At 71.2% G+C, this 23,222-nt stretch carries 13 protein-coding genes; 12 read left to right on the top strand and 1 reads right to left on the bottom strand.

Going from position 1 to position 23,222, the window contains the following annotated elements; translation table 11 throughout:
- The first annotated feature begins 1 nt into the window (after position 1).
- The 6 genes from AC1KAT_RS15750 to AC1KAT_RS15725 all read left to right on the top strand — a co-directional run bounded on the left by AC1KAT_RS15750 (position 2) and on the right by AC1KAT_RS15725 (position 4,894).
- Positions 2-505 carry a type II secretion system protein gene (locus tag AC1KAT_RS15750; RefSeq protein WP_480327592.1) on the top strand — a complete coding sequence of 168 codons (504 nt, stop codon included), beginning with the start codon at positions 2-4 and terminating at the stop codon, positions 503-505.
- Between the two features lie 2 nt (positions 506-507).
- Positions 508-1,011, top strand: coding sequence for a prepilin-type N-terminal cleavage/methylation domain-containing protein (locus AC1KAT_RS15745; protein WP_480327590.1), 504 nt, complete (start codon positions 508-510; stop codon positions 1,009-1,011).
- The gene (locus AC1KAT_RS15740; protein ID WP_480327588.1) at positions 998-1,696 is read left to right on the top strand and encodes a type II secretion system protein; all 699 of its coding nucleotides are present in this window, start codon (positions 998-1,000) and stop codon (positions 1,694-1,696) included. Before AC1KAT_RS15745 ends, AC1KAT_RS15740 begins: the two co-directional genes overlap by 14 nt.
- A 46-nt stretch (positions 1,697-1,742) precedes the next feature.
- Positions 1,743-2,357 carry a hypothetical protein gene (locus tag AC1KAT_RS15735; protein WP_480327587.1) on the top strand — a complete coding sequence of 205 codons (615 nt, stop codon included), beginning with the start codon at positions 1,743-1,745 and terminating at the stop codon, positions 2,355-2,357.
- A 214-nt stretch (positions 2,358-2,571) separates the two neighbouring features.
- Positions 2,572-3,333 carry a PEP-CTERM sorting domain-containing protein gene (locus AC1KAT_RS15730; protein WP_480327585.1) on the top strand — a complete coding sequence of 254 codons (762 nt, stop codon included), beginning with the start codon at positions 2,572-2,574 and terminating at the stop codon, positions 3,331-3,333.
- A 118-nt stretch (positions 3,334-3,451) separates the two neighbouring features.
- Positions 3,452-4,894 (top strand): hypothetical protein, encoded by a 1,443-nt coding sequence (locus AC1KAT_RS15725; protein ID WP_480327583.1) that lies wholly within the window; start codon positions 3,452-3,454, stop codon positions 4,892-4,894.
- Positions 4,895-5,049: 155 nt separating this feature from the next.
- Here the strand turns inward: AC1KAT_RS15725 and AC1KAT_RS15720 are convergent, their stop codons facing one another.
- A complete protein-coding gene (locus tag AC1KAT_RS15720; RefSeq protein ID WP_480327581.1) occupies positions 5,050-5,175 on the bottom strand; it encodes a hypothetical protein in 126 nt (41 codons plus the stop codon).
- On the opposite strand from AC1KAT_RS15720, the gene AC1KAT_RS15715 reads away from it, so the two are divergent.
- The 6 genes from AC1KAT_RS15715 (at position 5,174) to AC1KAT_RS15690 (ending at position 23,213) form a co-directional block, all read left to right on the top strand.
- Positions 5,174-6,970 (top strand): ShlB/FhaC/HecB family hemolysin secretion/activation protein, encoded by a 1,797-nt coding sequence (locus AC1KAT_RS15715; protein ID WP_480327579.1) that lies wholly within the window; start codon positions 5,174-5,176, stop codon positions 6,968-6,970. The two genes, AC1KAT_RS15720 and AC1KAT_RS15715, sit on opposite strands and share 2 nt — an antisense overlap.
- A 64-nt stretch (positions 6,971-7,034) precedes the next feature.
- Positions 7,035-18,254 (top strand): filamentous haemagglutinin family protein, encoded by an 11,220-nt coding sequence (locus tag AC1KAT_RS15710; RefSeq protein ID WP_480327577.1) that lies wholly within the window; start codon positions 7,035-7,037, stop codon positions 18,252-18,254.
- Between the two features lie 339 nt (positions 18,255-18,593).
- Entirely contained in the window at positions 18,594-20,306 is a 1,713-nt protein-coding gene (locus tag AC1KAT_RS15705) for a DUF2341 domain-containing protein (protein ID WP_480327575.1), read from the top strand.
- A gap of 77 nt (positions 20,307-20,383) precedes the next feature.
- Positions 20,384-20,785, top strand: a complete 402-nt coding sequence (locus AC1KAT_RS15700; RefSeq protein ID WP_480327573.1) for an ExbD/TolR family protein — start codon at positions 20,384-20,386, stop codon at positions 20,783-20,785.
- A 6-nt stretch (positions 20,786-20,791) separates the two neighbouring features.
- Complete coding sequence (locus AC1KAT_RS15695; RefSeq protein ID WP_480327571.1) at positions 20,792-21,484, top strand: energy transducer TonB family protein; 693 nt, start codon at positions 20,792-20,794, stop codon at positions 21,482-21,484.
- 55 nt (positions 21,485-21,539) lie between these two features.
- The gene (locus AC1KAT_RS15690; protein ID WP_480327569.1) at positions 21,540-23,213 is read left to right on the top strand and encodes a putative porin; all 1,674 of its coding nucleotides are present in this window, start codon (positions 21,540-21,542) and stop codon (positions 23,211-23,213) included.
- The last annotated feature ends 9 nt before the right edge of the window (positions 23,214-23,222 follow it).

Below are 23,222 nucleotides of genomic sequence, written 5' to 3'. Positions count from 1 at the left end.
CATGTCGGCTCTTGCTTCACCCCGACCCCGTGCAGCGCGCGCACGCGGCTTCACGCTGCTCGAAATCAGCATCGCCTTGGCCGTGCTGGCCGTGCTGGTCAGCATGGCCGCCCCGGTGCTCAAGCTGCAGGCCCAGCGCGCCCAAGAAACCGAGCTGCGGCAGGCCCTGCGCGAGATTCGCAGCGCCATCGACGCTTACCACCGCGCCGCGAAAGAAGGCCGCGTCAAGCTGCCGGCCGATGCCTCGGGCTACCCGGCCGCGCTCGACCTGCTGGTCGAAGGTGTCACCGACGCGAGCAAGCCCGACGGCCGCAAGCTCCGGTTTCTGCGCCGCCTGCCGCGCGACCCGATGAACCCCGACGCGCAATTGCCGCCTCAAGAGACCTGGGGCCTGCGCAGCCACGACAGCCCGCCCGATGCGCCCGCGCCGGGTGAGGACGTGTTCGACGTGCATTCATTGTCCGAACGCACCGGCCTGAACGGCGTGCCTTACCGGGATTGGTGAGCATGATGGCCCCTCGTCCAACGCGTACATCGGCCGATCCCCCGAGGGGATGCGGTTCGGCTTGGGATCGGCCCGCCGCACTTCGTGCACCGGGTGGTCGGCGGTCGGGCTTCACCCTGATCGAGCTGCTGGTCGTGCTGGCGCTCGTGGGCCTGCTGCTGAGCATCGTCGCGCCGCGCACGGTGGACCACATCGAGCGGGCCCGCGAGACCACGCTCAAGGCCTCGCTCAAAGAGATGCGCCACGCGCTCGACCAGTTCGAGGCCGACAAGGGTCGTGCCGCGACCAGCCTCGACGAACTCATCACGCACCGCTACCTGCGCGAGCTGCCCATCGACCCCATCACCGACAAGCGCGACACCTGGGTCGCGCTGAGCCCGGTCGAAGCGCGGCCGAGCGAGGCGGCGGCCGCCAGCTCTGCCGACGCCCCCAGCGAAGGCGTGGCCGACGTGCGAAGCGGCGCCGAGGGCCTGGGCCGCGACGGAACGCCCTATGCCAGTTGGTGAGGCCCAGCGCGGCGTGGCCCTGCTGATCGTCATGGTGGCCGTGGCGTTGCTGGCGCTGGCCACCACCGTGCCCTTGCGGGTGCAGCAGACGCAGATGCAGCGCGAGCGCGAACGCGAGCTGCTGTTCATCGGCCGACAGTTCCGCGAGGCCATCGCGGCCTACCGCGCGGCCAGCCCAGGCGGGGTGCCGCAGTACCCCAGATCGCTCGACGAATTGCTGCTCGACAAGCGCTTTCCCATGCCGCGCCGCCACCTGCGCAAGCTCTATCGCGACCCGTTCACCGGCTCGGCGGACTGGACGCTCATCCGCGAGCAAGGCGCCATCGTCGGCATCGCGAGCCGCAGCGAGAAGGCCCCACTGCTGAAGTCCGGCTTCGGCGTCGGCGAAGACGGCTTCAGCGAAGCCTTGCAGGTGGCGCAATGGCACTTCATCGCGCGTGCCGATGGCACGGCTGGTGCGCGTTCGCCTGGCACGCCGTCGCCACCCGATCCGTCGCCGTCGCCCGCGCCTGAAACCCCGACGCGCCCGCCGGGTGATGCCGATGCCGACGCGCGGCGCCGCGCGCAATGCCTGGCGGCCTTCTCGCAGGCCTTGGGCCCGTGCTGGCGCCTGCCCTCGGCGGCCGAGCAGGCGCAGTGCCGCCAGCAGGCGCGCGCCGCCCTCGTGGGGTGCCAGCGTGGCTGAGCCTCTTCACCCGTCGCCTGTTGTTCGGCGCTGGCGAGCCGCAGCCTTGCGCACGCTGCTCGTCCTGGGGGCCTTGCTCGCGCTCGGCACCTGGGCGCAGGGCCCGCTGGTGCAACAACTCGCCCCGGCGTGGACGCACACCACCCCCTGGTTCGACGGCGACTTTCGCCTCGCGGCGGTCGATGTCGGCGAAGCGCGCGGCGAACGCAGCCTGCAGGCGAGCTTCGAGCTGGCGCGCTACATGGTGGTGGGCACCCGCGTGTACGACCCGGCCGGCGGCAACCGCGCCACGGCGACCATTCCGCTGGGCACGGTCTGGGCCACGGTGTGCCTCTTCGTGGCCGCGCTGGTGGCATGGCCGCTGCCAGGGCACGCGGGCGGTGTGGCGGTGTCAGCCGCCGTCGCGCGCCTGCTGCTGGGCGTGCCGCTGCTGGCCCTGCTGCTGGGCACGCTGGCCCCCATCGAGTGGCTGGGCCATGTGCGCGCGATGGTGCTGAGCGATGCCGGCCACGACGCCTGGAGCGCCCTGCACGCGAGCGCCCGGTTCCTGGCCGGTGGCGGGCGCGTGCTGCTGCCGGTGATGGCGGCGTCGCTGTGCTGTTTCGTGGCCGATGCGTGGGCCGCGCGGTTGCTGAATCGAGCGCCGCGCCAAACGGACTAGGGAGAAGTTCCCTCGCCGTAGTCCCATCGGCACATGGCGGCTGTTGTTTCGATCACGGCACGTCACAGACGCTCGAAATACTTCGCTTCCAGCACGCACAGGGTTGGCCCGGGCTCGTCACGCCGGCAAGCGGACCCCAGCGCGCCGCAGGTTTTTCCATCTGCAAGCCACACATACCAACCGAGACCCCAAGGGTCTTCAAGGAGAGATACACATGAAATTCCAACTGAAAGCCCTGGTAGTCGCCTCGATGGTGGCCGCTTCGGGTCTGGCTTCTGCGGCCATCGATCTGTCGGCCACCGGCGGTTCGCGCCCGACGAGCGAAATGGTGTTCGTGGCCTACGACGCGGCCAACAACATCACCTACTCGCGTGACCTGGGCACGATGATCAGCGAGTTCGATTTCGGCACCTACGGCACGCGCGTGGCTTCGGTCCTGACGGGCTGGGACACCTTCCTGGGCACCGCCGGTCTGGTGCTCGACAACGTGCGTTGGGGTCTCTTCGCCAACGACCAAGTCAGCCCCAGCGCCACCTACGTCTCGACCCCGGGTTCGGCTGGCAACAACCCGAGCGCCTCGCGCATGGGCGCGATCAACACGGCCATGGCCACGCTGATCAACGTCCACAATGCCAACGGCACGCACACCACCGAAGCCGATGGCTGGGCCGTCCTGACCTCGACGCAAGTGGGCGCGCAAGCCAGCGGCATGTACACGATCTTCAATGCCCAACAACTCGGCGGTGCCAACGCCACGCTGGCGCAGTCGCAGAACTTCCTGGGGTACACGAACGCGACGACGCTTAACTCGACCCGCACGACCTTCGGCAACACCCTGGGTGCCGGTCTCTTCTCGGTCAGCAACGGCAACCTGATGTACGCCACCGCCCCGATCCCCGAGCCGGGCACCTACGCGCTGATGCTCGCCGGCCTGCTGACGCTGGGCGCCGTGGCCCGCCGCCGCTCGTCGAAGTAATTCTTCCGGCGCCGACTGGCGCCGGTGGGTTCATGTCGCATGGGGTTCACCCATGCGACCGGGGCGGAGCTTTGCCTGGCCGTCCTGCGCTTCTGATTCGTCCTACGAGGAACACTCCATGAAGATCAAGTCTCTCGCCCTGGCTGTGGCGACCCTGTGCGCCGCAGGCGGCGTGTCGGCCCAAACGCTGACCATCACCGCTGGCGGCGCTTCGGCCACCCGTGCCACCATCACCAACGCCATGGTCTCGGCCGGCTGCGGTGGCTCGGGCATCACGGTGTACCAGCAGGGCACCAACGTGACCCGCATCACCTGCCCGATCAATGCGACGCTGGCGGCCAGCCTGCCCAGCACCTTCACCAACCTCGACTTCAGCTACGACAACACCACCGGTTCGTACCTGGGCGTCGGCCCCGTGTCGGGCAACGGACAGAACGTGCTGCGCCTCAACATCGGCGCCGGCACCACCTGCTCGGCCGGCACCACCGTCACCCTCGGTGGCAAGTCGGTGCTGAACCGCACTGGCTGCGGCACCGAAGCCTCGGGCGTGCGCCCCTTCATCGGCAACGCCGACGTCGAGCCCGACATGTTCACCGGCCCGCTGGCCGGTGCTGGCGTGGGTGCCTTCAACCCCGATGGCATCCAGAGCGTGACCGGCCAGTTCGGCATCGTCTTCGGCATCGCCACCTCGCTGCCGCTGTACCGCGCCCTGCAGGCCGAACAAGGCCTGACGCAGAACGACGACCCGGTCAACGCGCCGTCGCTGAGCACCAGCCAGGTCGTGTCGCTGACCAACTTCAATGGCGGCCCGGCCAACGCGAGCTGGGAAGTGCTGTTCCCGAACACCGCCGCCACCAACCCCAACGACACGCAGACCGTGCGCTTTGTGCGCCGCGTGGCCGGTTCGGGTTCGCACGCCACCTTCGCTTCGCAAATCCTCGCGACGAACTGCTCGCCCAAGGGCCTGATTCCGGCGGGCAACGACGACAGCACCGGCGGCCGCAATGACCCGGGTGCCTACCACGTGATGGAGTACGGCGCGACGGGCAACCAGCTCTCCGCCATCGACTCGGTGGCCCCGTTCCCGACCGTGACCGCCGCCCAAGGCAGCGCCAACTCGGTCGCCGCCAGCGGCCAAGCCAAGCCCGCGAACTACTACGCGATCGGCTATGCCAGCCTCGAAAACGCCCCGGCGGCTTCGGGCAACGGCAGCGGCTGGCGCTTCGTCAAGCTCGACGGCCAGTACCCCAGCAAGGCCAACGCCGCCAACGGTCGCTACAACTGGATGGCCGAGCAAGTGCTGACCCTGGCCAACCCGGCGGTGGGCCCGACGAACTTCGGCATGAACGCGGCCAGCCAAGCGGCTGCCCCTGCGTTCTTCAGCTTCCTGGCCTCGGCCACGGGTTCGGCCAACGTGATCAACAGCTTTGCAGTGCCCGCCCGCAACGGCGTGCTGGCTCTGCCTGGCGTGGCCGATCCGTCGGAAACCTTCTACCCGGATCACCGTACCCGCTTCCGCACCGTCGGCAACAGCTGCGTGCGCCCGTTCGCGGTGGAGTGATGACCCCCAGGGCGTTCGCGTGAACGCTCCGTTGAACGGGCTCTGCGCGGTCTGACCGCCAAGGCCTGTTCCCCCCCGCCCCGCATGCCCTTGGCATGCGGGGCTTCTCTCGTGTGTGCGCCGCGCAGCGTGGCCCCGGTTCAGGGGTGCGCGCGTCACTCGCGCATCACACCGGTGTCATGGCGGCTGCGTCCAATGCGCTCTTTTGCCCGGCGCGGTGTGGCGCCGTCGTGGCGCGAACGCTCGCGCTCTTCTTGTTCTTGCAGCCCGATCTTCTTCATGCCTTCGTCTCACCTGCGTGTCGGCGCCTCGCCGAATTTCTTTGTGCGCTCGACCCGCACCCCTGTGCGGCAGGCGGTGCTGGGGGCGCTCTGCCTGGCGATCTGGAGCGGGCCGAGCGGGGCACAAACCCCGGCGCAGGCCGCGCAGGCCGAGGCCGACCCGCGCTTTGACATCCTCGAATACGTGGTCGAGGGCAACACCGTGCTGCCCGTGCTCGAGATCGAGCGCGCCGTGCTGTCCCACCTGGGCGAAAAGCGCACGATCGGCGACGTCGAGAACGCGCGCAAGTCGCTCGAAGACGCCTACCAGCGCCTGGGTTACCAGACGGTCTTCGTCGATGTGCCCGAGCAGAAGGTCGATGGCGGCGTGGTGCGCCTGCGCGTGCTCGAAGGCCGCGTCGAGCGCCTGCGCATCACTGGCAACCGCTACTTCACGCAGGGCGAGATCCGCCAGCGCGTGAGCGACTTCGCCCCCGGCGCGGTGCCTGATTTCAACGCGGTGCAGGCCCAGCTGGGCGCACTCAACCGCACCGGCGACCGGCAGGTCACGCCCGTGCTGCGGCCGGGCCGCACGCCCGGCACGGTCGAGGTCGAGCTGCTGGTGAAAGACACGCTGCCCCTGCATGGCGAGGTCGAGCTGAACAACCGCAGCTCGGCCTTCACCAGCGAGTCGCGCCTGAGCGCGGGCCTGCGCTGGGACAACCTCTGGCAGCGCCAGCACAGCGCCGGCCTGTCGGTGCAGCTGTCGCCGCAAAAGACCGACGAGGTGCGCGTGCTGGTGGGCAACTACCTCTGGCGCATGGACGACCGCCCCGACGTGCTGGCGCTCTATGCCGTGAAGTCGGACTCGCGCGTGGCGCTGGTCGGGGCCTCGACCGTGATCGGCGAAGCCACGCTGGCTGGTGCGCGCTGGGTCAAGCCGCTGCCCCCCGGGGCCATGCAGGGCGCGGCCTTCCACAGCATCACCTTCGGGCTCGACTACAAGAACTTCGCGCAGACCGACATCGCGGTGGGCAGCGAAGACCAGCCCATCCAGGGCTCGATCGCCTATGCGCCGCTGTCGCTGGCGTATGGCGCGACGCTGGCCCAGCCCGGGCGCAGCACGCAGTTTTCGCTGACGGCCCTGACCGCGCCGCGCGGCATCTTCGGCAACCAGGACTCCGAGTTCCAGGGCCGACGCCAACTGGCGCGCGCCGGCTGGTCGGCACTCAAGTTCGATGTGACGCACGAGCGCGCCTTCGGGGCCCGCCTGGGCCTGTGGGGCCGCATCGACGGCCAATGGACCGCTTCACCGCTGATTGCCAACGAGCAGATGAGCGTGGGCGGTGCCGAGAGCGTGCGCGGCTACCGCGAGTCCGAGCTGTCGGGCGACCGCGGCGGGCGCGCCAGCCTCGAACTTCGCTGGTGGCCCTGGCGCCTGAGCGCCGAAGAGCTGCAACAGCGCGCGCTCGATGCCGCCAAGAGCGCGGCCGCGAATGCCGTGCCCACGGCGGCCCCGGGTTCGCCGCTGCCCGTGGCGCCGCTGCCATCGGCCGGCGCCGATTGGCGCGCGTCGTTGCAGTTCTATGGCCTGTTCGACCTGGGTGCGGTCGAGGTGGCGCAACCCGCCGGCCCGCAGTTCAGCCGCCGTTGGATCGGCGGCCTGGGCGCCGGCCTGCGCTTCACCCCCGCCGGCGGCTGGCGCGTGCAGCTCGAAGGCGCGCGCGCGCTCAACCCGGGCGCCACCGGCCTGGGCCAGTACATCACCGACAAGGGCGACTGGCGCTGGCATGCGCGCCTGGGCCTCGACTTCTGAGCAGCACCCGCGCCTGCACCCGTCACCTGATTCGCTTGCCGAGCCATCCACCCCGAGCCCGACCATGAAGACCTCCCGCGTGTTGCTGCTGCTTCGTCGTAACGCCCTTCGCAAGGCGCGCCTGTGCCACACCGCGCGCGCGGCCATCACCGCGATGGGGCCGAGGCGCGCAGGGCGCCGCACGCCGTACGAATGGTCGTTGCACGCCATCTCGCTGGCCTTGCTGGGCGTGGTGACCTGGCACGACGTGCTCGCCCAGGTGTCGCCCGCGCCGGCCGTGCCGGGCAACGCGGTGCCGGTCGCTTGTGGCGCCGCCGCCTGCGGTGCGAGCGACACCCCCGGCACGCGCGTGGTGACCCAGGGTGCGCAGGTGACCGTGACGCACGGAGCCACCAGCTCGCTGCTCAACTGGCAGAGCTTCAACGTCGGCGCCGACGCGACGGTGCGCTTCACGCACACCAACCCGGCGCAGGCCTTCACGTCGATCAACCGCATCCACGACAGCACGCTGTCCACCATCGACGGGCGCATCACCGCGCCGATGGGGCAGATCTACCTGATCAACCCGAACGGCCTCTTGTTCGGCAACAACGCGCGGGTCGATGTGGCGAGCCTGATCGCCTCCACCCTCGACCTCAACGAGGTGCGCGCGCAGCGCGGCCTGCTCAATGGCGACCCCAGCGCCGCGGCCTTCGCTGTCCAGCCGAATGACCCGCAGGCCCTGGCCGCGCGGGTGGACATCGCGCCGAACGCGGTCATCCAGGCCGGCAACGTGTACGTGTTTGCGCCGAACGTCGAGAACGCCGGGGCCATTCAGGTAAAGCCGGGCGGACAGGTGGTGCTGGGTGCGGGCCAGCGGGTCTTCCTCACCAGCTCGGACAGTGCCACCCTGCGTGGCCTGCTGGTCGAGGTGGGGCAGGGCGGCACCGTCACCAACAGCGGCCGCATCGAAACCCCACGCGGCAACACCACGCTGGTGGGCATGGCGGTCAACCAGTCGGGGTCGATCACCGCGACCTCGGCGCTGTACGACAACGGCTCGATCTACCTGCGCGCACGCGAGGTGGCCTCGGGCAGCGACTCGGGCGCCGCCCCCGTCGGGGGTGGGGCGGGCGGCTTCACGGCCACGCCCTTCGACGTCAAAGCCACCGGTGACGTGACCCTGCGCGCCGGCTCGACCACCCAGGTGCTGCTCGACGCCACCGACACCGCGACGGCGGCACTCAGCGACGCCGGGGCCAAGGCCGCGCGCTCGACCATCGTGGTGGACGGCCGCACCGTCGCCGTGGGCGCCGGCGACCCCGGCCGCGCCACGTTGCTGCGCGCCAAAGGCGGCGACATCACCCTCAGCGCGCGGGGCACAGGTGCGCAGATCGGGCGCTCGGGCGCGGTGCTCGCGGCCGAAGACGCTGGCGCGACGCTCACCGTGGCCGACAACGTCACCCTCGACGCCTCGGGCGAGCGCGATGTGCGGGTGGACGGCGCCCGCAACTACGTCTACATCGACCGCCTCACGTCCAACGACCTGCGCGACGCGCCGGGCCAGCGCGAAGGTTTCTTGCGCGGGCAGGGCGTGCACGTCAACGTGGCGCAAGACCATGCCTTCATCGACCTGAGCGCGCGGCGCGATGCCGTGGCCGGCACGCAGGCCGAACGCAATGCCACGGCGGGCACCATCGCGCTGCGCGCCGAAGGCCGCGTGGACGTGGCGCGCGGCGCCGTGCTCGACGTGTCGGGCGGCAGCACGCAGACCACCGCCGCCAGCGGCCGCACCTCGCAACTGCTCACGCGCGACGGCCGCGTCGTCGATGTGATGCAGGCCCGCGCCACCGACGAGTACGTGGGCTTCGCCGACCGCGTGACGGTGGCCGTGAGCGCGCCGCGCGAAGGCATCGACACCCGCACCACCTACGAAGCACCGCGCATCAGTGCGGTCGGGGGCTTCACCGAGGGCAAGGGCGCGGGCACGGTGGAAATCATCGCGCCCCGCGGAAGCCTGGCCGGTCGCATCGATGCCCACGTGACGCGCAGCGAGCGCCAGCGCACCGACGCAGGCCTGCTCGGCGGCACGCTGCGCATCGGCAGCACCGGGGCCGAGGCCCTGACCGGGGTGAACCGCATCCCGCTGAACCAGCAGGTCGAGATCGAGCGCGCCAGCGTCTTGTTCACCGACCACCCGGCCGCCGCCGCCGGCCAGGGGCAAGACCGCCAGATGGTCATCGACACCCGCATGCTGCGCGCAAGCGGTGTGCAACGCCTGAGCGTCACCAGCGACGGCAGCGTCAACGTGGCCGCCGGCTCGGCCATCGACGTGGGCGCGCGCGGCAGTCTCGCGATCAAGGCCAACGCGGTGGGCATCGATGCCGACCTCAGCGCCCGGGGCGGCCGCATCGACATCGGCGAGATCAACCACGAAGGCCGCCAGGCCCGCATTGGCGACATGCGCGTGGGGGCCGGGGTCACGCTCGACGTCAGCGGCACATTTGTCAACGACTTCGGCCATGCCCAGGCGGCGAGCCGCAACACGCCCATCGTGCTCGACGGGGGCGCGGTCAGCATCACCGGCCGCGATGTGGACGTGTCGCAGGTGGCGGCCATTCGCCTCGATGCCGGTGCGCATGTCAACGCCAGCGGCGTGGCCACCGGCGGGCGGGGGGGGCAGCTCACGCTCGGCGCTTCGCGTGCCGACGAGGTGGACCCGACGCAGGCCGACCCGGGCCGCCTGGCCCTGGGCGAGCGCTTCGCCTCGCGCGTGTCGGCCTTCGGCGTGACCCAAGGGGGCGGACTGTCGCTGAGCGCCCCGCGCATCACCCTGGGTGCCGAAAGCCGCGACACCGCCGTGCAGGTGGACACGCCCCTCTTCGGCCGCGGCTTCGAACGCTACAGCTTCGTTGCCGCAGACGGGCTCACGGTGCAGGGCGGCACGCGCATCGCGCCCCGGGTCGATCGCTGGGTGGCCGATGCCACGCTGCGCCGTGTGGCCGATGGTGCCCGCCTGGGTGATGCCCTGTTGCCACAAGCGCCCCTGCCGATGCAGGAGCGGCCGGTCGAGATGAACCTCACCGCTGGGCGTGCACTGGCCGACGTGGTGGTCGAAACCGGCGCGGTGCTCGACGCCGGGGCCGGGGGCCGGCTGACCATCGAAGCCGGCCGCGCGGGCTTGATCGACGGCACCCTGCGCGCTGCGGGGGGCTCGGTGACGGCCTCGCTCGCCCCCCGCAAGGCATCGTCTGGCAACTACCTCGATGCCTGGTCGCCCGAGTTCGCCGCCCAGCACGCGCTGCAACTCGGTAGCAACGCCCGCATCGACGTCAGCGGCGAAGCGCGCATCGTGGCCGACCTGAACGGCCGCCGCAGCGGCCAGGTGCTCGAAGGCGGCACCGTGCGGCTCGACGCGGCCGATGGCCACCTCGCGGTGGCAGCCGGCGCGCGTGTTCACGCCGACGGCGCACGCGGCGAGGTCGATCTGGTGCGCAACGGCCAACCCGTTCGCACCGAGGTGGCCTCGCGCGGCGGTGCCGTCAGTCTGCGCGCCATGCAGAGCCTGAACGTCAACGGGCAGCTGACGGCGCACGCGGGCGCTGCCGGTGTCGAGGGGGGGCGCCTGTCGGTGCGTCTCGATGCGCTGGACAAGAGCGGCCACGACGGCCACGTGACGGCGACCACGCCGTCCCCGGTGTTCGACGCTTCGTTCCGGCAAGAACGCGTGCTGCACATCGCCGAGGCCCGCGCACTGCCTGCCCTCGGCGCGGGCTTCTCTGCCGAGGCGCATGCCGGGCAGGGCCGCATCGGCACTGCGCTGGTCAACGACTCGGGCTTCGACACCGTGTGGCTCGCCAGTGCCCAGACGCTGGCGGTCGATGCTGCGGTGCCGGGGGCGCCGGCCACCGTGACGCTCACGCCCCGTGGCTCGCTGACGCTCGACGCGCAGGCCCTGCGCGTAGCGGCCGACACCACGCTCGACATCCGCACCGCCGGCACGGCGGTGCTGGGCTACCAGCAGAACGCGGCCACATTCGCGCCCACCCAGCAGGGCACCGCATCGGGCGGCAGCGGCCGCCTGGTGGTCGATGCGCGCCATGTCGATGTGGTGGGCCACAGCGTCTTGCAAGGCGTGGGCGATGCCCGCATCAACGCCCGCGACGACGTGCGCCTGCGCGGCAACGACGAAACGCAAAACCGCTACAACGGCTCGCTCAAGACCGGCGGTGACCTCACCGTCACCGCAGCGCAGCTCACGCCGGCCACGCAGACCGACTTCCGCCTCGAAGCCACGGGTGACGCGGGCCGCATCGCCATCGCCCCGGCCGCAGGCCGCACACCGCTCGAACCCTTGTCGGCGGCCGGCACGGTGAGCCTGCGCGCCGCCGAGATCGACATCACCGGCCGCATCAGCGCACCGCACGGCGGCATCGACCTCGACGCGACGCAGTCGCTGCGCGTGGGCCCGCAGGCCGTGCTGTCGGTGGCCGGCACGCAGGCTGTGCCCTACGGTGCGGTGTTCAACAACGGCGCGCAGTGGACCTACAGCGACAGCGCCTACGACCCCACGGCCAGCACCACCGAAGACCGCCGCATCGCCTCGGGCGAGGGCACGCGCGTCGAGGCCAAGCGCATCCGCCTGAACGGGCCCTCGGTCGATGTCGATCCGCAGGCGCGGCTCGACGTGCGCGGCGGGGGCGACCTGGTGGCGCAAGAGTTCACACCCGGCCCCGGCGGCTCGCGCGACGTGCGCCTCAACTGCGTGGGCGAGCCCTGCGATGGCAGCGGCGACGTGCGCAACACGCTCTTCGCGCTGATGCCCTCGCGCGGTGACCACGCCGCGCCTTTCGACCCGATGATCCAGCGCGACCTCACGCAGAACGCGGCCTTGGGTGGCTCGCAGCTCATGCGCGTCGGCCAGACCATCACCATCGCCGAAGGCAGCGGACTGCCCGCCGGCACCTACACGCTGATGCCGGCCCGCTATGCGGTGCTGCCCGGCGCCTATGCGGTGCAGGCCGTCGCTGGCACCGCCGACATGCAGCCCGGTGCGCGCGTGGCCGAAGCCGGTGGCACCACCGTCGTGGCCGCACGCCTGGGCATCGACGGGGCCGGCGCCAGCACCACACGCTGGAGCGGCTACCGCGTCTACAACGACCAGCAGTTCCGCAAGCTCGCCGAGCTGCGCGACCACTCGGCGAACGCCTACTTCCCGCTGGCCGCGTCGATTGCCGGTGAGCTGGCGCCTCGCACGCCGCTCGATGCGGGCGCGCTGTCGGTGTCGGCCAGCGAGTCGCTGCGCCTGTCCACCGGGTCGATCCAGGCGGGCGCTGCCACCGCGCGGGTTGATGGCGCGCCGCGCACCGGCCGCGGGGCCGAGGTCGCGCTGACCGCACCGCGTGTGACGGTCAACGACTTCCCGGCCGACTTGCAGACGCCCTCCACGCCCTCGGCCCACCTCACGCTCAGCGGCCAGGCGTTGACCCAGTTGAACGCCGAAACCCTGGTGCTCGGCGCCGCCGTGTCGCATGGCGATGGCAGCGCGGCACAGCGCGGCACGCTGACGCTCGGCGAGGTCGCCGGCTCGGTCACGCTGGCCGGCACGCAGGCCGTGCAGGCCGGCGAGGTGCTGCTGGCCGCGCGCGACGCGGTGCGCGTGCAGCGCGTCGCCTCGGTGGTCGGTGCGGCCTCACAAGCGCCGCGCAGCGATCGCATCGAGGCCACCGGCGACGGCGCCGCGCTGTTCGTCAGCCAGGCCGATGCGCTGCCTACCGTGGCCCGCAGCGGCCAGAGCGGCACGCAGGGTGAGCTGAGCGTGGCCGACGGCGTGCGCCTGTCGGGCCGCTCGGTGCGCTTCGACGCGAGCCGCACCCAGAGCTATTCGCCGAGCCTGCTGCTCAACGCGGCGAACGTGGGCCTGTCGGCCGCCAGCGTGCACCTCGGCGATGCGCCGCTCGACGCGACCGGCTTGCGCCTCGACAACGCGCTGCTCGCGCAACTGGCCCCCATCCAGCGCCTCTGGCTGACCAGCGGCGAGGCCTTCCACGTGCACGGTAACGCGCAGCTCGGCGGGGCGCAGATGCGCGGTCTCACGCTCGACGGCGACGGCCTGCGGGCCGCCACGGCCACCGCCTCGGCCACCCTCACCGCCGGTGACGTGACCCTGCGCCGCAGCGCCAGCACCCCGGCCCCGACCCTCACCGCCGACGCCGGCAGCGGCACGCTCACCGTGCGCGCGGTGGGCGGCGAAGGTGCGCACGGCACGGTCGAATTCGCCGGTGGCCGCTTTGCGATGCAAGGCTTCGCCCGCCAGCAGGTCACCGCCACCGGCCAGCCCGACAGCGGGGGCAGCGCCAGCCGCGCAGGCACCGGGCAGATCCGCTTCAGCGGCACCGGCAGCCTTCACGCGCAAGGCGACCTCACGATGTCGGCCGCCCGCATCGGCGCCGGTCGTGCCGCCCACCACAGCGTGGTGGCCGAAGGCGTTCTGCGCACCGAAGCCAGCTCGCCGGCATCGCCCGAAACCTCGGCCGAACTCGGCGCCACGCTCGCCCTGAGCGGCCGGCAGGTGCAGCACGGCGGGCGCATCGAGTTGCCCTCGGGCCGCGTCACGCTGCAGGCCACCGGCAGCGGTGCGCAAGACGACGTGACCCTGCTCGCCGGCTCGCGCCTCAGCGTGGCCGGCAGCACGCAGCAGTTCGCCAACCAGCGCGCCGACGCCTCGGCGGGCCAGGCCACGCTGAGCGCGGCCGCCGGCTCGGTGCGCACGCGCATGGGCAGCGAGATCGACCTCTCGGGCGCCGGCGCCGATGGTGACGCGGGCGCCCTCACGCTCGCCGCCGCGCAAGGCACGTTGCAACTCGACGGGCGCATCCGCACCGAGGTCAACACCGCGGCCGACAGCGTCGCGCTGCGCGCCGACATCAGCGCCGACGCCCGCACGCTGCCCGACCTGGGCACGCTGGCGCGCGCGCTCGACGGCGGCCCCGGCCTGCAGACGCTCGACGTGCGAGTGCGTGAAGGCGACGCCACGCTCTCGGCCGGCGACACGCTCAAGGCCAAGACGCTGCGCATCGCGGTCGATGGCGCACGCACCGAAACCCCGGCGGCGACCACCCGCGACGGCCACCTGCGCATCGCCGGCCGGCTCGACGCCAGCGGCGCACGCGGTGGCCGCATCGAGCTGCACGCGGCCGAAAGCGCCACGCTGACCAGCACCGCGCGGGTGGACGCGCATTCGAGCGCGGCCGGCCACGAAGGCGGCACGGTGCTCGTGTCTTCGCGCATTCGCACCGGCCTCACGAGCACCACCCCGCGCGATGCCATCCGCATCGAGCAGGGCGCCCAGGTCGATGTGAGCGGCTTGAACGGCGGCCCGGCCACCGGCTTGTCGAATGCCGAAGAAGCCGCACGTAACGCCGACTGGGGCGGCACCGTGACGCTGCGCGCACCACGGGTCGGCAACGACGTGGCGATCCGTGGCGTGGGCGCGGTGGGCGAGGCCTTGCCGGGCAGCTACCTCCAAGGCGCACGACAAGAGATCATCGAAGCCACCGTCGTGAGCGACCAGGGCAGCGCCAACGTCACGCTCAACCCGACGGCGACCACTGGCACGCTGGCCACCGAGCGCCAGGCGCTGCAAACCTACATGAGCACCGCCAACCGCACGGCCATGAGCACGCGGCTCGGGCGCAGCGGCGCGGCCCACGCAGCCACCTTCCAGCTGCGCCCGGGGCTCGAAGTGCGCACCACGGGCAACATCACCGTGAGCGGCGTGCTCGACTTCACCAGCCGCACCGGCAGCACCTACAACTGGCGCTACGGCGGCAGCACGCTCGACAGCAGCCAGCCCGGTGCGCTGACCCTGCGGGCTGGCGGCAACCTCACCGTCACCGGCGGCCTGCAAGACGGCTTCACGCTCACCGGCCAGCTCAGCACCGTCACCGGCCGCCTGCTGCCTTTCGAGCGCGCCGACAGCTGGCGCTACCAGCTCACCGGCGGGGCCGACCTGAGCGGTGCGTCGGCAGCGGCCGTGCGGCCCTTGTCCACGCTGACTGCGGCCAGCGGCAACGTGGTGTTCAATCAGCAGGGCTCGGCCGTGGCGCAGACGCGCACAGGCACCGGGCGCATCGATGTGGCGGCGGGGCGAGACATCCAGATGGTCGGCCCGACCTCGGGCAGCACCGGCGTGGGCGTGTCGGTGTTCACCGGGGGCACGTCCTCGATCCAAGGGCCGGTGTTCGCCAGCACGCGGGTGCGCAGCCTGAACCCGACGTTCACGCGACACGGGGGCGACGTGAGCTTCACCGCCGGCCAGGACATCACGGTGAACGCCATGCCGCGCCAGCTCGTGAACAACTGGCTCTGGCGCGTGGGCGAAACCGTCGAGGGGGGCTTCGACGACCCGGCAGCCGTGCCAACGGCGTGGTGGGTCAACGCCGCGACCTTCACCGAAGGCGTGGGCGCGCTGGGCGGAGGCGACATGAACGTCAAAGCGGGCCGCGACGTCACCAGCCTCAACGTGGCGGTGCCGAGCAATGCGTTCCTCGACCTCGGCGGTAACACAGGGCCGGCTCTGGTCGAGCGCAACCGGGGCGACGTCTCGGTGCTGGCCGGCGGCGTGGTGGCCGGTGGCCTGGTGTACGGACAGGCCGGAGAAATCAACCTGCGTGCCGCGGGTCTGGCGGCCCCCTCGGGCGCGAACGCGGGCGCCAACGTGGTGTTCGTCGCCCAGGGCAACAACGAAGCGCGTGTGCAGACGCTCGGCGATGCCGCCCTGTTTGGCGCGTTCAACCCGACCTGGGCCGCGACGCTGTCTCGCCTCGAAGGCGACAGCCCCGCGTTCTCGACCTACGGCGAGCGCAGTGCCTTCACGGTACGCAGCCTCAACGGCGACGTGTCGGTGGGCAAGATCTCGAACCTGCAAGACCGCACCGGCTCGGGCAACAACCAGAACGTGCTGCTCTCGGCGGGCAATGCCAACAGAACGCTCGCGTTCTCGATCCTGCCGTCGCATGCCGACCTCGTCAGCTTCGGCGGCGACGTGTCGGCCACCAAGAGCCGCCTGGCGCCGGCTGCCGACGGGCAACTGCGCTTGCTGGCGCACGGCAACGTCACGGGCGAAAAGATCGTGATGATGGACCTCGATCCGGGGCTCGACAGCGGCGGTCCGCAGACCTTGATCCCGAGCGCGTTCGCGCCGATTCCGCTGGCGACCTTGCAGACCCGCGCGGGTGCCGGCCAGCCGTACTCGGGCGAGAACCTCAGCGCCGTCAATCGGCACGAGGCGGTGAACGGCCGCGCGCTGCATGCGGACGACCGCGACCCCGTGGCCATCGTGGCGCGCACCGGCGACCTGCTTGGCTTGAGCATCGACGTGCCGAAGCCCATCGAGGTCATCGTGGCCGGCGACATCAAGGGGACGACGCTGATCAGCGCGCAAAACGTGTCCGACGCCAGCGTCTCGCGCATCCATGCCGGTGGGCGCATCGACGCGGCCGCGGTGCCTGAGGGCAGCCCCCTTGTGCAAATCAGCGGCCCCGGCGTTGCCGAGGTGCTGGCCGGCAGCGACATCGACCTCGCCAAGAGCGGCGGCATCGTCACCCGTGGCAACCTTTTCAACCCCGCCTTGCCCGAAGCCGGGGCCTCGCTGGTCGTGGCCGCCGGGGTGGGCAAGGGCGACGACGGCTTCGCCCGCCGGCCCGACTACGACGGCGTGCTGAACGGCTTCTTGCAGCGTGACGCCTTCGCATCGACCGGCGCGGCCTCGGCCGGGCTCAACGGCGCGGTGCTGGGCGAGTCGCAGTGGCTCAAGGTGCTGGCCGGGGGCGACACGGCCCACGTGCTCGACCGCGCCCGGCTGCGCGCGCTCATCCCGAGCGGTGTGCTAAGCGACGCGGCCCTCGACGCCCTGGTGGACCCGTCCGCGCCCAATCCCGAGGCACGTGCCGCGCAGGCCGCGCAACTGGTGTGGCACCAGGCGCTGCGCCAGCGCGCGGCCGGTGACGAGGGCGCGGCCGAGGCGGCCGGGGCCTGGGCCCAGGGCCTGGGCGAAGCCACGCGCATGCGTCTGGGGCTCGAACTCGCGCAACGTGTGCAGGCCGTCAGCAACCAGCGTTTCGTGGCCACGGCCAACACCGAGAGCTTCGCGCCGGGTTACGCGGTGATGCGCGACCTCTTCCCGACCCTGTCGTCCGACGCGCAGGCGGTACGCCACTTCGTGGCCCACAACCCGTTTGCGGCGGCCGACAACGCCGCCGCCTTGCGCCAGCAGGTGCTCGACGGCCTGCCGCCCGCGCTCGCCGAACTGCTGGCGCTGGGCATGGCCCAGCCGGCGCAAATCGACGACCCGGCCTCGGCCTTCAACCGGGGGCTGGCGGCGCTCGACGCGGCGACCCTGCGCGACGGCGGCACGCAACTGCTCGCCCAGACGCAGCGCGTCGCGGGCCAGGCGCTCGACGCGCTGCGTGCGCGCAAGCGGGTGGGCGAGGGCGTCGGCACGCCCTTCGCGGCCGGGCTCGATGCCCTGGCCCGTGCGTACGCCCCGGCCGGCCCCACGGGCCAGAACGGCATCTCGCTCACGCAGAGCCAGGTGCGCACCGAGCAGTCGGGCGACATGGCCTTGCTCGCGCCGCGCGGCGGTGTGCTGCTGGGCCTGACGGCGGCCACCGGCGCCGGCGGCAAGACCGACGACCAGCTGGGGCTCTTGAGCTTCGGCGGCGGCTCGATCGTTGGCATGGTGCGAGACAACTTCGACGTCAACAAGTCGCGTGTCTTCACCGTCGCCGGTGGCGACGTGCACCTGTGGGCCTCGCAAGGCAACGTCGATGCCGGCCGCGGCCCGCGCGACGCCGTCGTGGCCCCGCCGCCGCGCCTGAAGGTCGATCGCACGACGGGCGAGGTCTTGGTGGACGTGAGCGCGAGCGTGAGCGGCTCGGGCATCGGCGCGCTCAAGACGCGCCCCGACCAGCCGGCGAGCGACATCCGCCTGATCGCACCCAACGGCTACATCGATGCGGGCGAGGCAGGCATCCGGGCCGAGTCGGGCTCGGTGACGCTGGGCACGAACCTCGTGCTCAACGCCGGCAACATCAGCGCCGGCGGCAGCGTGGCCGGCGGTGCCGTGGCCGTGGCCCCGCCCGCACCGCTGCCGCAAGCAGCCACCAGTGCCGGCGGCGGCGAGAAGGCTGTCGAGAAGGCGCAGAAAGAGTTGACCGCCGACCAGAAGGAAGCCGAAGACCGCGCCAAGAAAGAACGCCGCAAACGCGTCACCGGTGAGTTCATCGGGTTCGGTGACGACTGACATCGGCATCGCCATCAGCAAGTCAGTGAGAAGGCCGCCTCGGGGGGGCTTCTCACTGGGCGGCGCCGTCTTTCAACGCAAAGACGCAAAGACGCAAAGAAACGACGCCAAGCACGCCCAGAAACGACTTGGCGACCTTTGCAATTCTTCTTTGCGCCTTTGCGATTGAAAGAACCGGCCGAGCGCACCACCCCCCAAACGCAAGGCGCTCGGCCCACCCGAGCCATAGACCGTTCGGACCAGGCACCGGACCGCGTCATGGCCTCGACACATCGGACTTCGACACTGCCGGGCTTTGCTGCCCTTCGCGGCATCTCCCTGGTCCCCATGCGCACGACGATGAAACGCCTTCTCGCCCTGTTGAGCCTCTTGCTCTTGCTGCCGGTCTCGGCCCACGCCTGGTGGAACGCCGACTGGAAGTTCCGAAAGAAGATCACGCTCGATGCGAACGCGCTCGTGGCCGACGCGGCGACGACCGCCGAAAACGTGCCGGTGGCCGTGCGCCTGCACACGGGCAACTTCCTGTTCACCGACGCCAAGCCCGATGGCAGCGACATCCGCTTCATCGCGGCTGACGACAAGACGCCGCTGAAGCACCACGTCGAGATGTTCGACGCCGCAAACCAGCTGGCGATCGTCTGGGTGCAGGTGCCTCGTGTGGTGTCGAAGGCGCCGAACGAGGCCTTCTGGCTGTACTCGGGCAACGAGAAGGTCGGCGCCGCCGAAGACGCCAAGGGCGTGTACAGCCCGGCCCAGCGCCTGCGGCTGAACTTCGGTGAGGCCGACGCCGCGTTCAAGGACGCGAGCCCCTACGCCAATGCCGTGGCCGCGCCCGGCGTCACGCGCAGCGAAGCCGGCCTCGCGGGCGGCTCGGCGGTGTTCACTGGCCAGCCCCTGAAGGTGGCGATGGGCGACGCGTCGCGCATTCAGCCGGTGGCGGGGGCGGGGCTTGCGTTCTCGGCCTGGGTCAAGCCGTCGGCGGCGGGTGCGGCGCAGTTGCTGCAGTGGGGCGCGCTGACGGTGGGGTTCAGCGATGCGCAGTTGTCGGCCCGGCTGGGCGGCATGCAGATCGCGGGACCGGCGCTCAAGGTGGGCGAGTGGCAGCACGTCGGCGTGTCGCTGTCGGACCGCCTCGTGCTCTTTGTCAACGGCCGCGAGGTCGCTGCGCAACCGGTCGAAATGCAGGCCTTCGCCGGTGAGTTGGTGATCGGCCAGGGCTTCAACGGCGAGCTCGACGTGGTCGAGTTGTCGGCCGAGCCGCGCAACGCGCTGTGGCACGAGCTGCAGACCGCGCAGGGCGAGCAGGGCCGCCTGGTGGTGTACGGCGAGCCCGAGCAGGGCGAGGCCGGCGAAGACCACGGTGGCTACATCACGGTGCTGATGAACAGCCTCACGCTCGACGCCAAGATCGTGATCGTGATCCTGGCGGTGATGTTCGTGGTCGCCCTCTGGGTGATGGTCGGCAAGGCGGTGCTGGTGTCGCGCCTGGACCGCAACAACGCGCGCTTCATCGACGCGTTCGAAGAGCAGCCCCATGTCTACCTCGACCCGCACAGCGAAGAGTCGAAACTGCTGCGCGAGGGCGACCCCGACAAGGACGGATCGCTCGCCCGCATGTACGCCACCGGCATGCGCGAGCTGGACCGCCGCGTCAACAACGGCCGGCAGATCACCTCGCTGTCGGCCGAGTCGGTGGCCGCCATCAAGGCCAGCATCGACTCGACGCTGATCCGCGAGAACCAGAAGCTCAACCGCCTGATGGTGCTGCTGACCATCGCGATCTCGGGCGGGCCCTTCCTCGGCCTCCTGGGGACGGTGGTGGGCGTGATGATCACCTTCGCGGCCATCGCGGCAGCGGGCGACGTGAACATCAACGCCATCGCCCCCGGCATCGCCGCGGCGCTGCTGGCCACGGTGGCGGGCCTGGGCGTCGCGATCCCGGCGCTGTTTGGCTACAACTACCTGCTCACGCGCATCAAGAACATCACGGCCGACATGCAGGCGTTCTCTGACGAGTTCATCACCCGCATGGCCGAGGCCCACAACCAGTGAGGGCACGGATGAACCTGCCGCGCGTGCCGACGCTGACCGGCTCGCTGCGGTTCGTTCGCGCCCTCTGAGGAACCGCGATGCAAGTCCAAGAAGACAAGGCCTACGACGACATCAACGTCACGCCGATGCTCGACCTGTCGTACGTGCTGTTGATCATCTTCATCATCATGACGACGGCCTCGGTGCAGGGCATCAAGGTCAACCTGCCCAAGGCCAGCAACACGCCGAGCCTGGCCAAGCCTCAGACGAAGGCGATCACCGTCACCGAGACGGGCCAGATCTTCCTCGACACCTACCCGGTGACCATGCCCGAGCTGGAGCAGCGCCTGCGTGACCTGAAGGCCGTGAGCCCGGACTTTCCGGTGGTCATCAAGGGCGATGCGCGGGTGCACTACGAGAAGGTGATCGATGTGCTCGACCTGATGGGCCGGCTGGAAATCACCCAGCTCGGCCTCGTCACGCAGCGCCTGGTGAAGTGACCCGCCATGGCGCGTGACCCCGTGAAGGCTCGCCGTGGCGGCCAGCCGTTGCCGCCCACGGTGCTGTGGGTGCTGGGCCTGGTGGCCCTGGCGCTCGCGCTGTGGGGGCTGGTGAAGTTCTTCTCGCTGAAGAACGAGGCCGAGCCGCAACGCAAGGTGCAGCAGATCGCCGTGCTGCGGCCGCCGCCGCCCCCGCCCCCGAAGCCGCCCGAGAAGCCCCCCGAGCCGCAGAAGATCAAGGAAGAGGTCAAGCTCGACGAGCCCAAGCCAGTGGACGAACCCAAGCCCGCCGAGCAGCCGCCCGAGCAGCCGCAATCGAACCCGCTGACCGGTGCACAGCCCGGCAACGGCCCGGGCGATGGCTTCGGCATGAGCGGCGGCGTCAACCGCGCGCCCACGCTCGGCGGCGGGGGCGGGGGGCTGTCGCAGACCCTGTTCGCCAACGGCGTGGCACGCCACATCGCGCAAGAGCTGGCCCGGCTCGGTGGCTTGCGCAGCATCGAGTACCGCGTGGACGTGCGCGTCTGGCTCTCGCGCGACGGCCGCATCGAGCGCAGCGAAATCACGCGCGGCAGCGGCGACCCCGACATCGACCGTCTGGTGGCAGAAGGGCTCACGCGCATCGGCGCGCTGAAGCAGCCTCCACCCGAGGGCATGGCGCAGCCGCTGCGCATCCGCGTCACCTCGGCCGACGCCTGAACTTCATCCGATCGACTCACCTTGCGGGCCGACGCCCGAGCAACCCCTGACCACCATGAGCAAGACCTCACACGGCACGCGCCTGCGCACCACCGCCCTCGCGCTGGCCCTCGCCACCGGCCTGCCCGCCCTCGCACAAGACGCGGTGCAGGACGCGCAGCAGATCCGCAACTCGCTGCTCACCCTCGTGCGCGCCCTGGTGGACCAGAACACCCTCACCGTCACCAAGGCGCGCGAGATGCTGCGCCAGGCCGGCATCGACCCCGCCTTGCTCGACGCGCCCGCGGCGGCGCCCGCACCGGCCCCGGCGGCCACCCCGGCGCCTGCGGTGGTGCGCGTGCCCTACGTGCCCGAGGCCGTGAAACGCGAGCTGCGTGAAGAGATCCGCCAAGAGGTGCTGGCCACCGCACGCGCCGAGCGCTGGGGCGTGCCCGAGGCCCTGCCGTCGTGGTTGTCGCGCTTCAGCTTCAGCGGCGACATCCGCCTGCGTTACCAGCTCGACGACTTCGCCGACGAGAACGGCGGCGCCGACCCGGTCAACGCGCCCAACAACGTGGACTTCTTCTACCAACTGCCGGTCAACGGCACCGGCAACCTGACCGAAGACCGCACCCGCCTGCGCTGGCGCGGCCGCCTGATGGTGAATGCGCGTGTGGCCGACGACGTGCAGGCCGGCATGCGCCTGGTCACCAACCGCGGCGGCGACGACAACGACCCCGCCTCCACCAACGCCGACGCGGGCCAGTTCAACCGCCGCTTCGGCACCGGCTTCGACCTGGCCTACCTGCAGTGGGCGGCAGGGCCCTACGGTGCCACCGGTGGCCGCATGGCCAACCCCTACCGCACGACCGACCTGCTGTGGTCGAACGACCTCACGATGGACGGCGCCGCCTTGCGCTACAGCCCGCAGCTCGGCTACGAGTGGTCGGCCTATGCGACGGTGGGTGTGCACCCGCTGCGCGAGGTCAACAACTCGCCACGCAAGCAGGCCCGCGACAGCTGGCTCGTCGGCATGCAGGCCGGTGGCGAGTGGCGTTCGGGCACGGGCTGGGCGGTGCGCGGCGGGCTGGGCCTGTTCGACTTCCGCCGCATCGAAGGCCGGCTCAACCCCGCCGACCCCGCCGGCAACACCCTCTACAACGACAGCCAGCCCCTGGTGCGAACGCGCGGCAACACGATGTTCAACGTCGCGGCCCAAAGCAGCCCGGGTGGCACCGAAGTCTTCGGCCTCGCGTCGAAGTTCCGCGTGCTCGACCTCAACCTCGGCGGCGAATACACCACGCCCGAGCTGTGGCGCTTCGGGGCCTCGGCCAACGTGCTCAACAACATCGGCTGGGACGCCGACGAGATGGCTGCCCGCGTGGGCGCAGCGGCGAGCACCTTGCCCGCCGCGCGCGACTGCGCCGCCGGCGCGGCGCGCCTGGCCTGCCGCCGCACGCAGGGCTACCGCGTCGAGTTCACGCTCGGGCGCGGCCCGACCGACGAGCAGGGCAGCTGGCTGCTCAACGCCGGCGTGCGTCAACTCGAACGCGACGCCGTGCCCGACGGCTTCACGCCCGGCGACTACCGCCTGGGCGGCACCGACGTGAAAGCGAGCTTCTTCGGCGGCAGCTTCACCGTGGCGCGCAACACGCAGGCCGGGCTGCGGCTGATCCAGGCCGAGAGCATCGACCTGCCGGTGCCGTTTCGGGTCAACACCTGGATGCTCGAACTCAATGCGCGCTTCTGAAGGGGCCGT

Source organism: Piscinibacter sp. PDB5-1, from assembly GCF_056676035.1.
This window is presented reverse-complemented; position numbering and strand designations above follow the sequence as displayed.

Bases quoted from the DNA above. Each gene is read 5' to 3' on its own strand.
- AC1KAT_RS15715 (WP_480327579.1), top strand. From the start codon at position 5,174: ATGCCTTCGTCTCACCTGCGTGTCGGCGCCTCGCCGAATTTCTTTGTG.
- AC1KAT_RS15695 (WP_480327571.1), top strand. From the start codon at position 20,792: ATGGCGCGTGACCCCGTGAAGGCTCGCCGTGGCGGCCAGCCGTTGCCG.
- AC1KAT_RS15730 (WP_480327585.1), top strand. From the start codon at position 2,572: ATGAAATTCCAACTGAAAGCCCTGGTAGTCGCCTCGATGGTGGCCGCT.
- AC1KAT_RS15690 (WP_480327569.1), top strand. From the start codon at position 21,540: ATGAGCAAGACCTCACACGGCACGCGCCTGCGCACCACCGCCCTCGCG.
- AC1KAT_RS15705 (WP_480327575.1), top strand. From the start codon at position 18,594: ATGAAACGCCTTCTCGCCCTGTTGAGCCTCTTGCTCTTGCTGCCGGTC.
- AC1KAT_RS15740 (WP_480327588.1), top strand. From the start codon at position 998: ATGCCAGTTGGTGAGGCCCAGCGCGGCGTGGCCCTGCTGATCGTCATG.
- AC1KAT_RS15725 (WP_480327583.1), top strand. From the start codon at position 3,452: ATGAAGATCAAGTCTCTCGCCCTGGCTGTGGCGACCCTGTGCGCCGCA.
- AC1KAT_RS15710 (WP_480327577.1), top strand. From the start codon at position 7,035: ATGAAGACCTCCCGCGTGTTGCTGCTGCTTCGTCGTAACGCCCTTCGC.
- AC1KAT_RS15745 (WP_480327590.1), top strand. From the start codon at position 508: ATGATGGCCCCTCGTCCAACGCGTACATCGGCCGATCCCCCGAGGGGA.
- AC1KAT_RS15700 (WP_480327573.1), top strand. From the start codon at position 20,384: ATGCAAGTCCAAGAAGACAAGGCCTACGACGACATCAACGTCACGCCG.
- AC1KAT_RS15750 (WP_480327592.1), top strand. From the start codon at position 2: ATGTCGGCTCTTGCTTCACCCCGACCCCGTGCAGCGCGCGCACGCGGC.
- AC1KAT_RS15720 (WP_480327581.1), bottom strand. From the start codon at position 5,175: ATGAAGAAGATCGGGCTGCAAGAACAAGAAGAGCGCGAGCGTTCGCGC.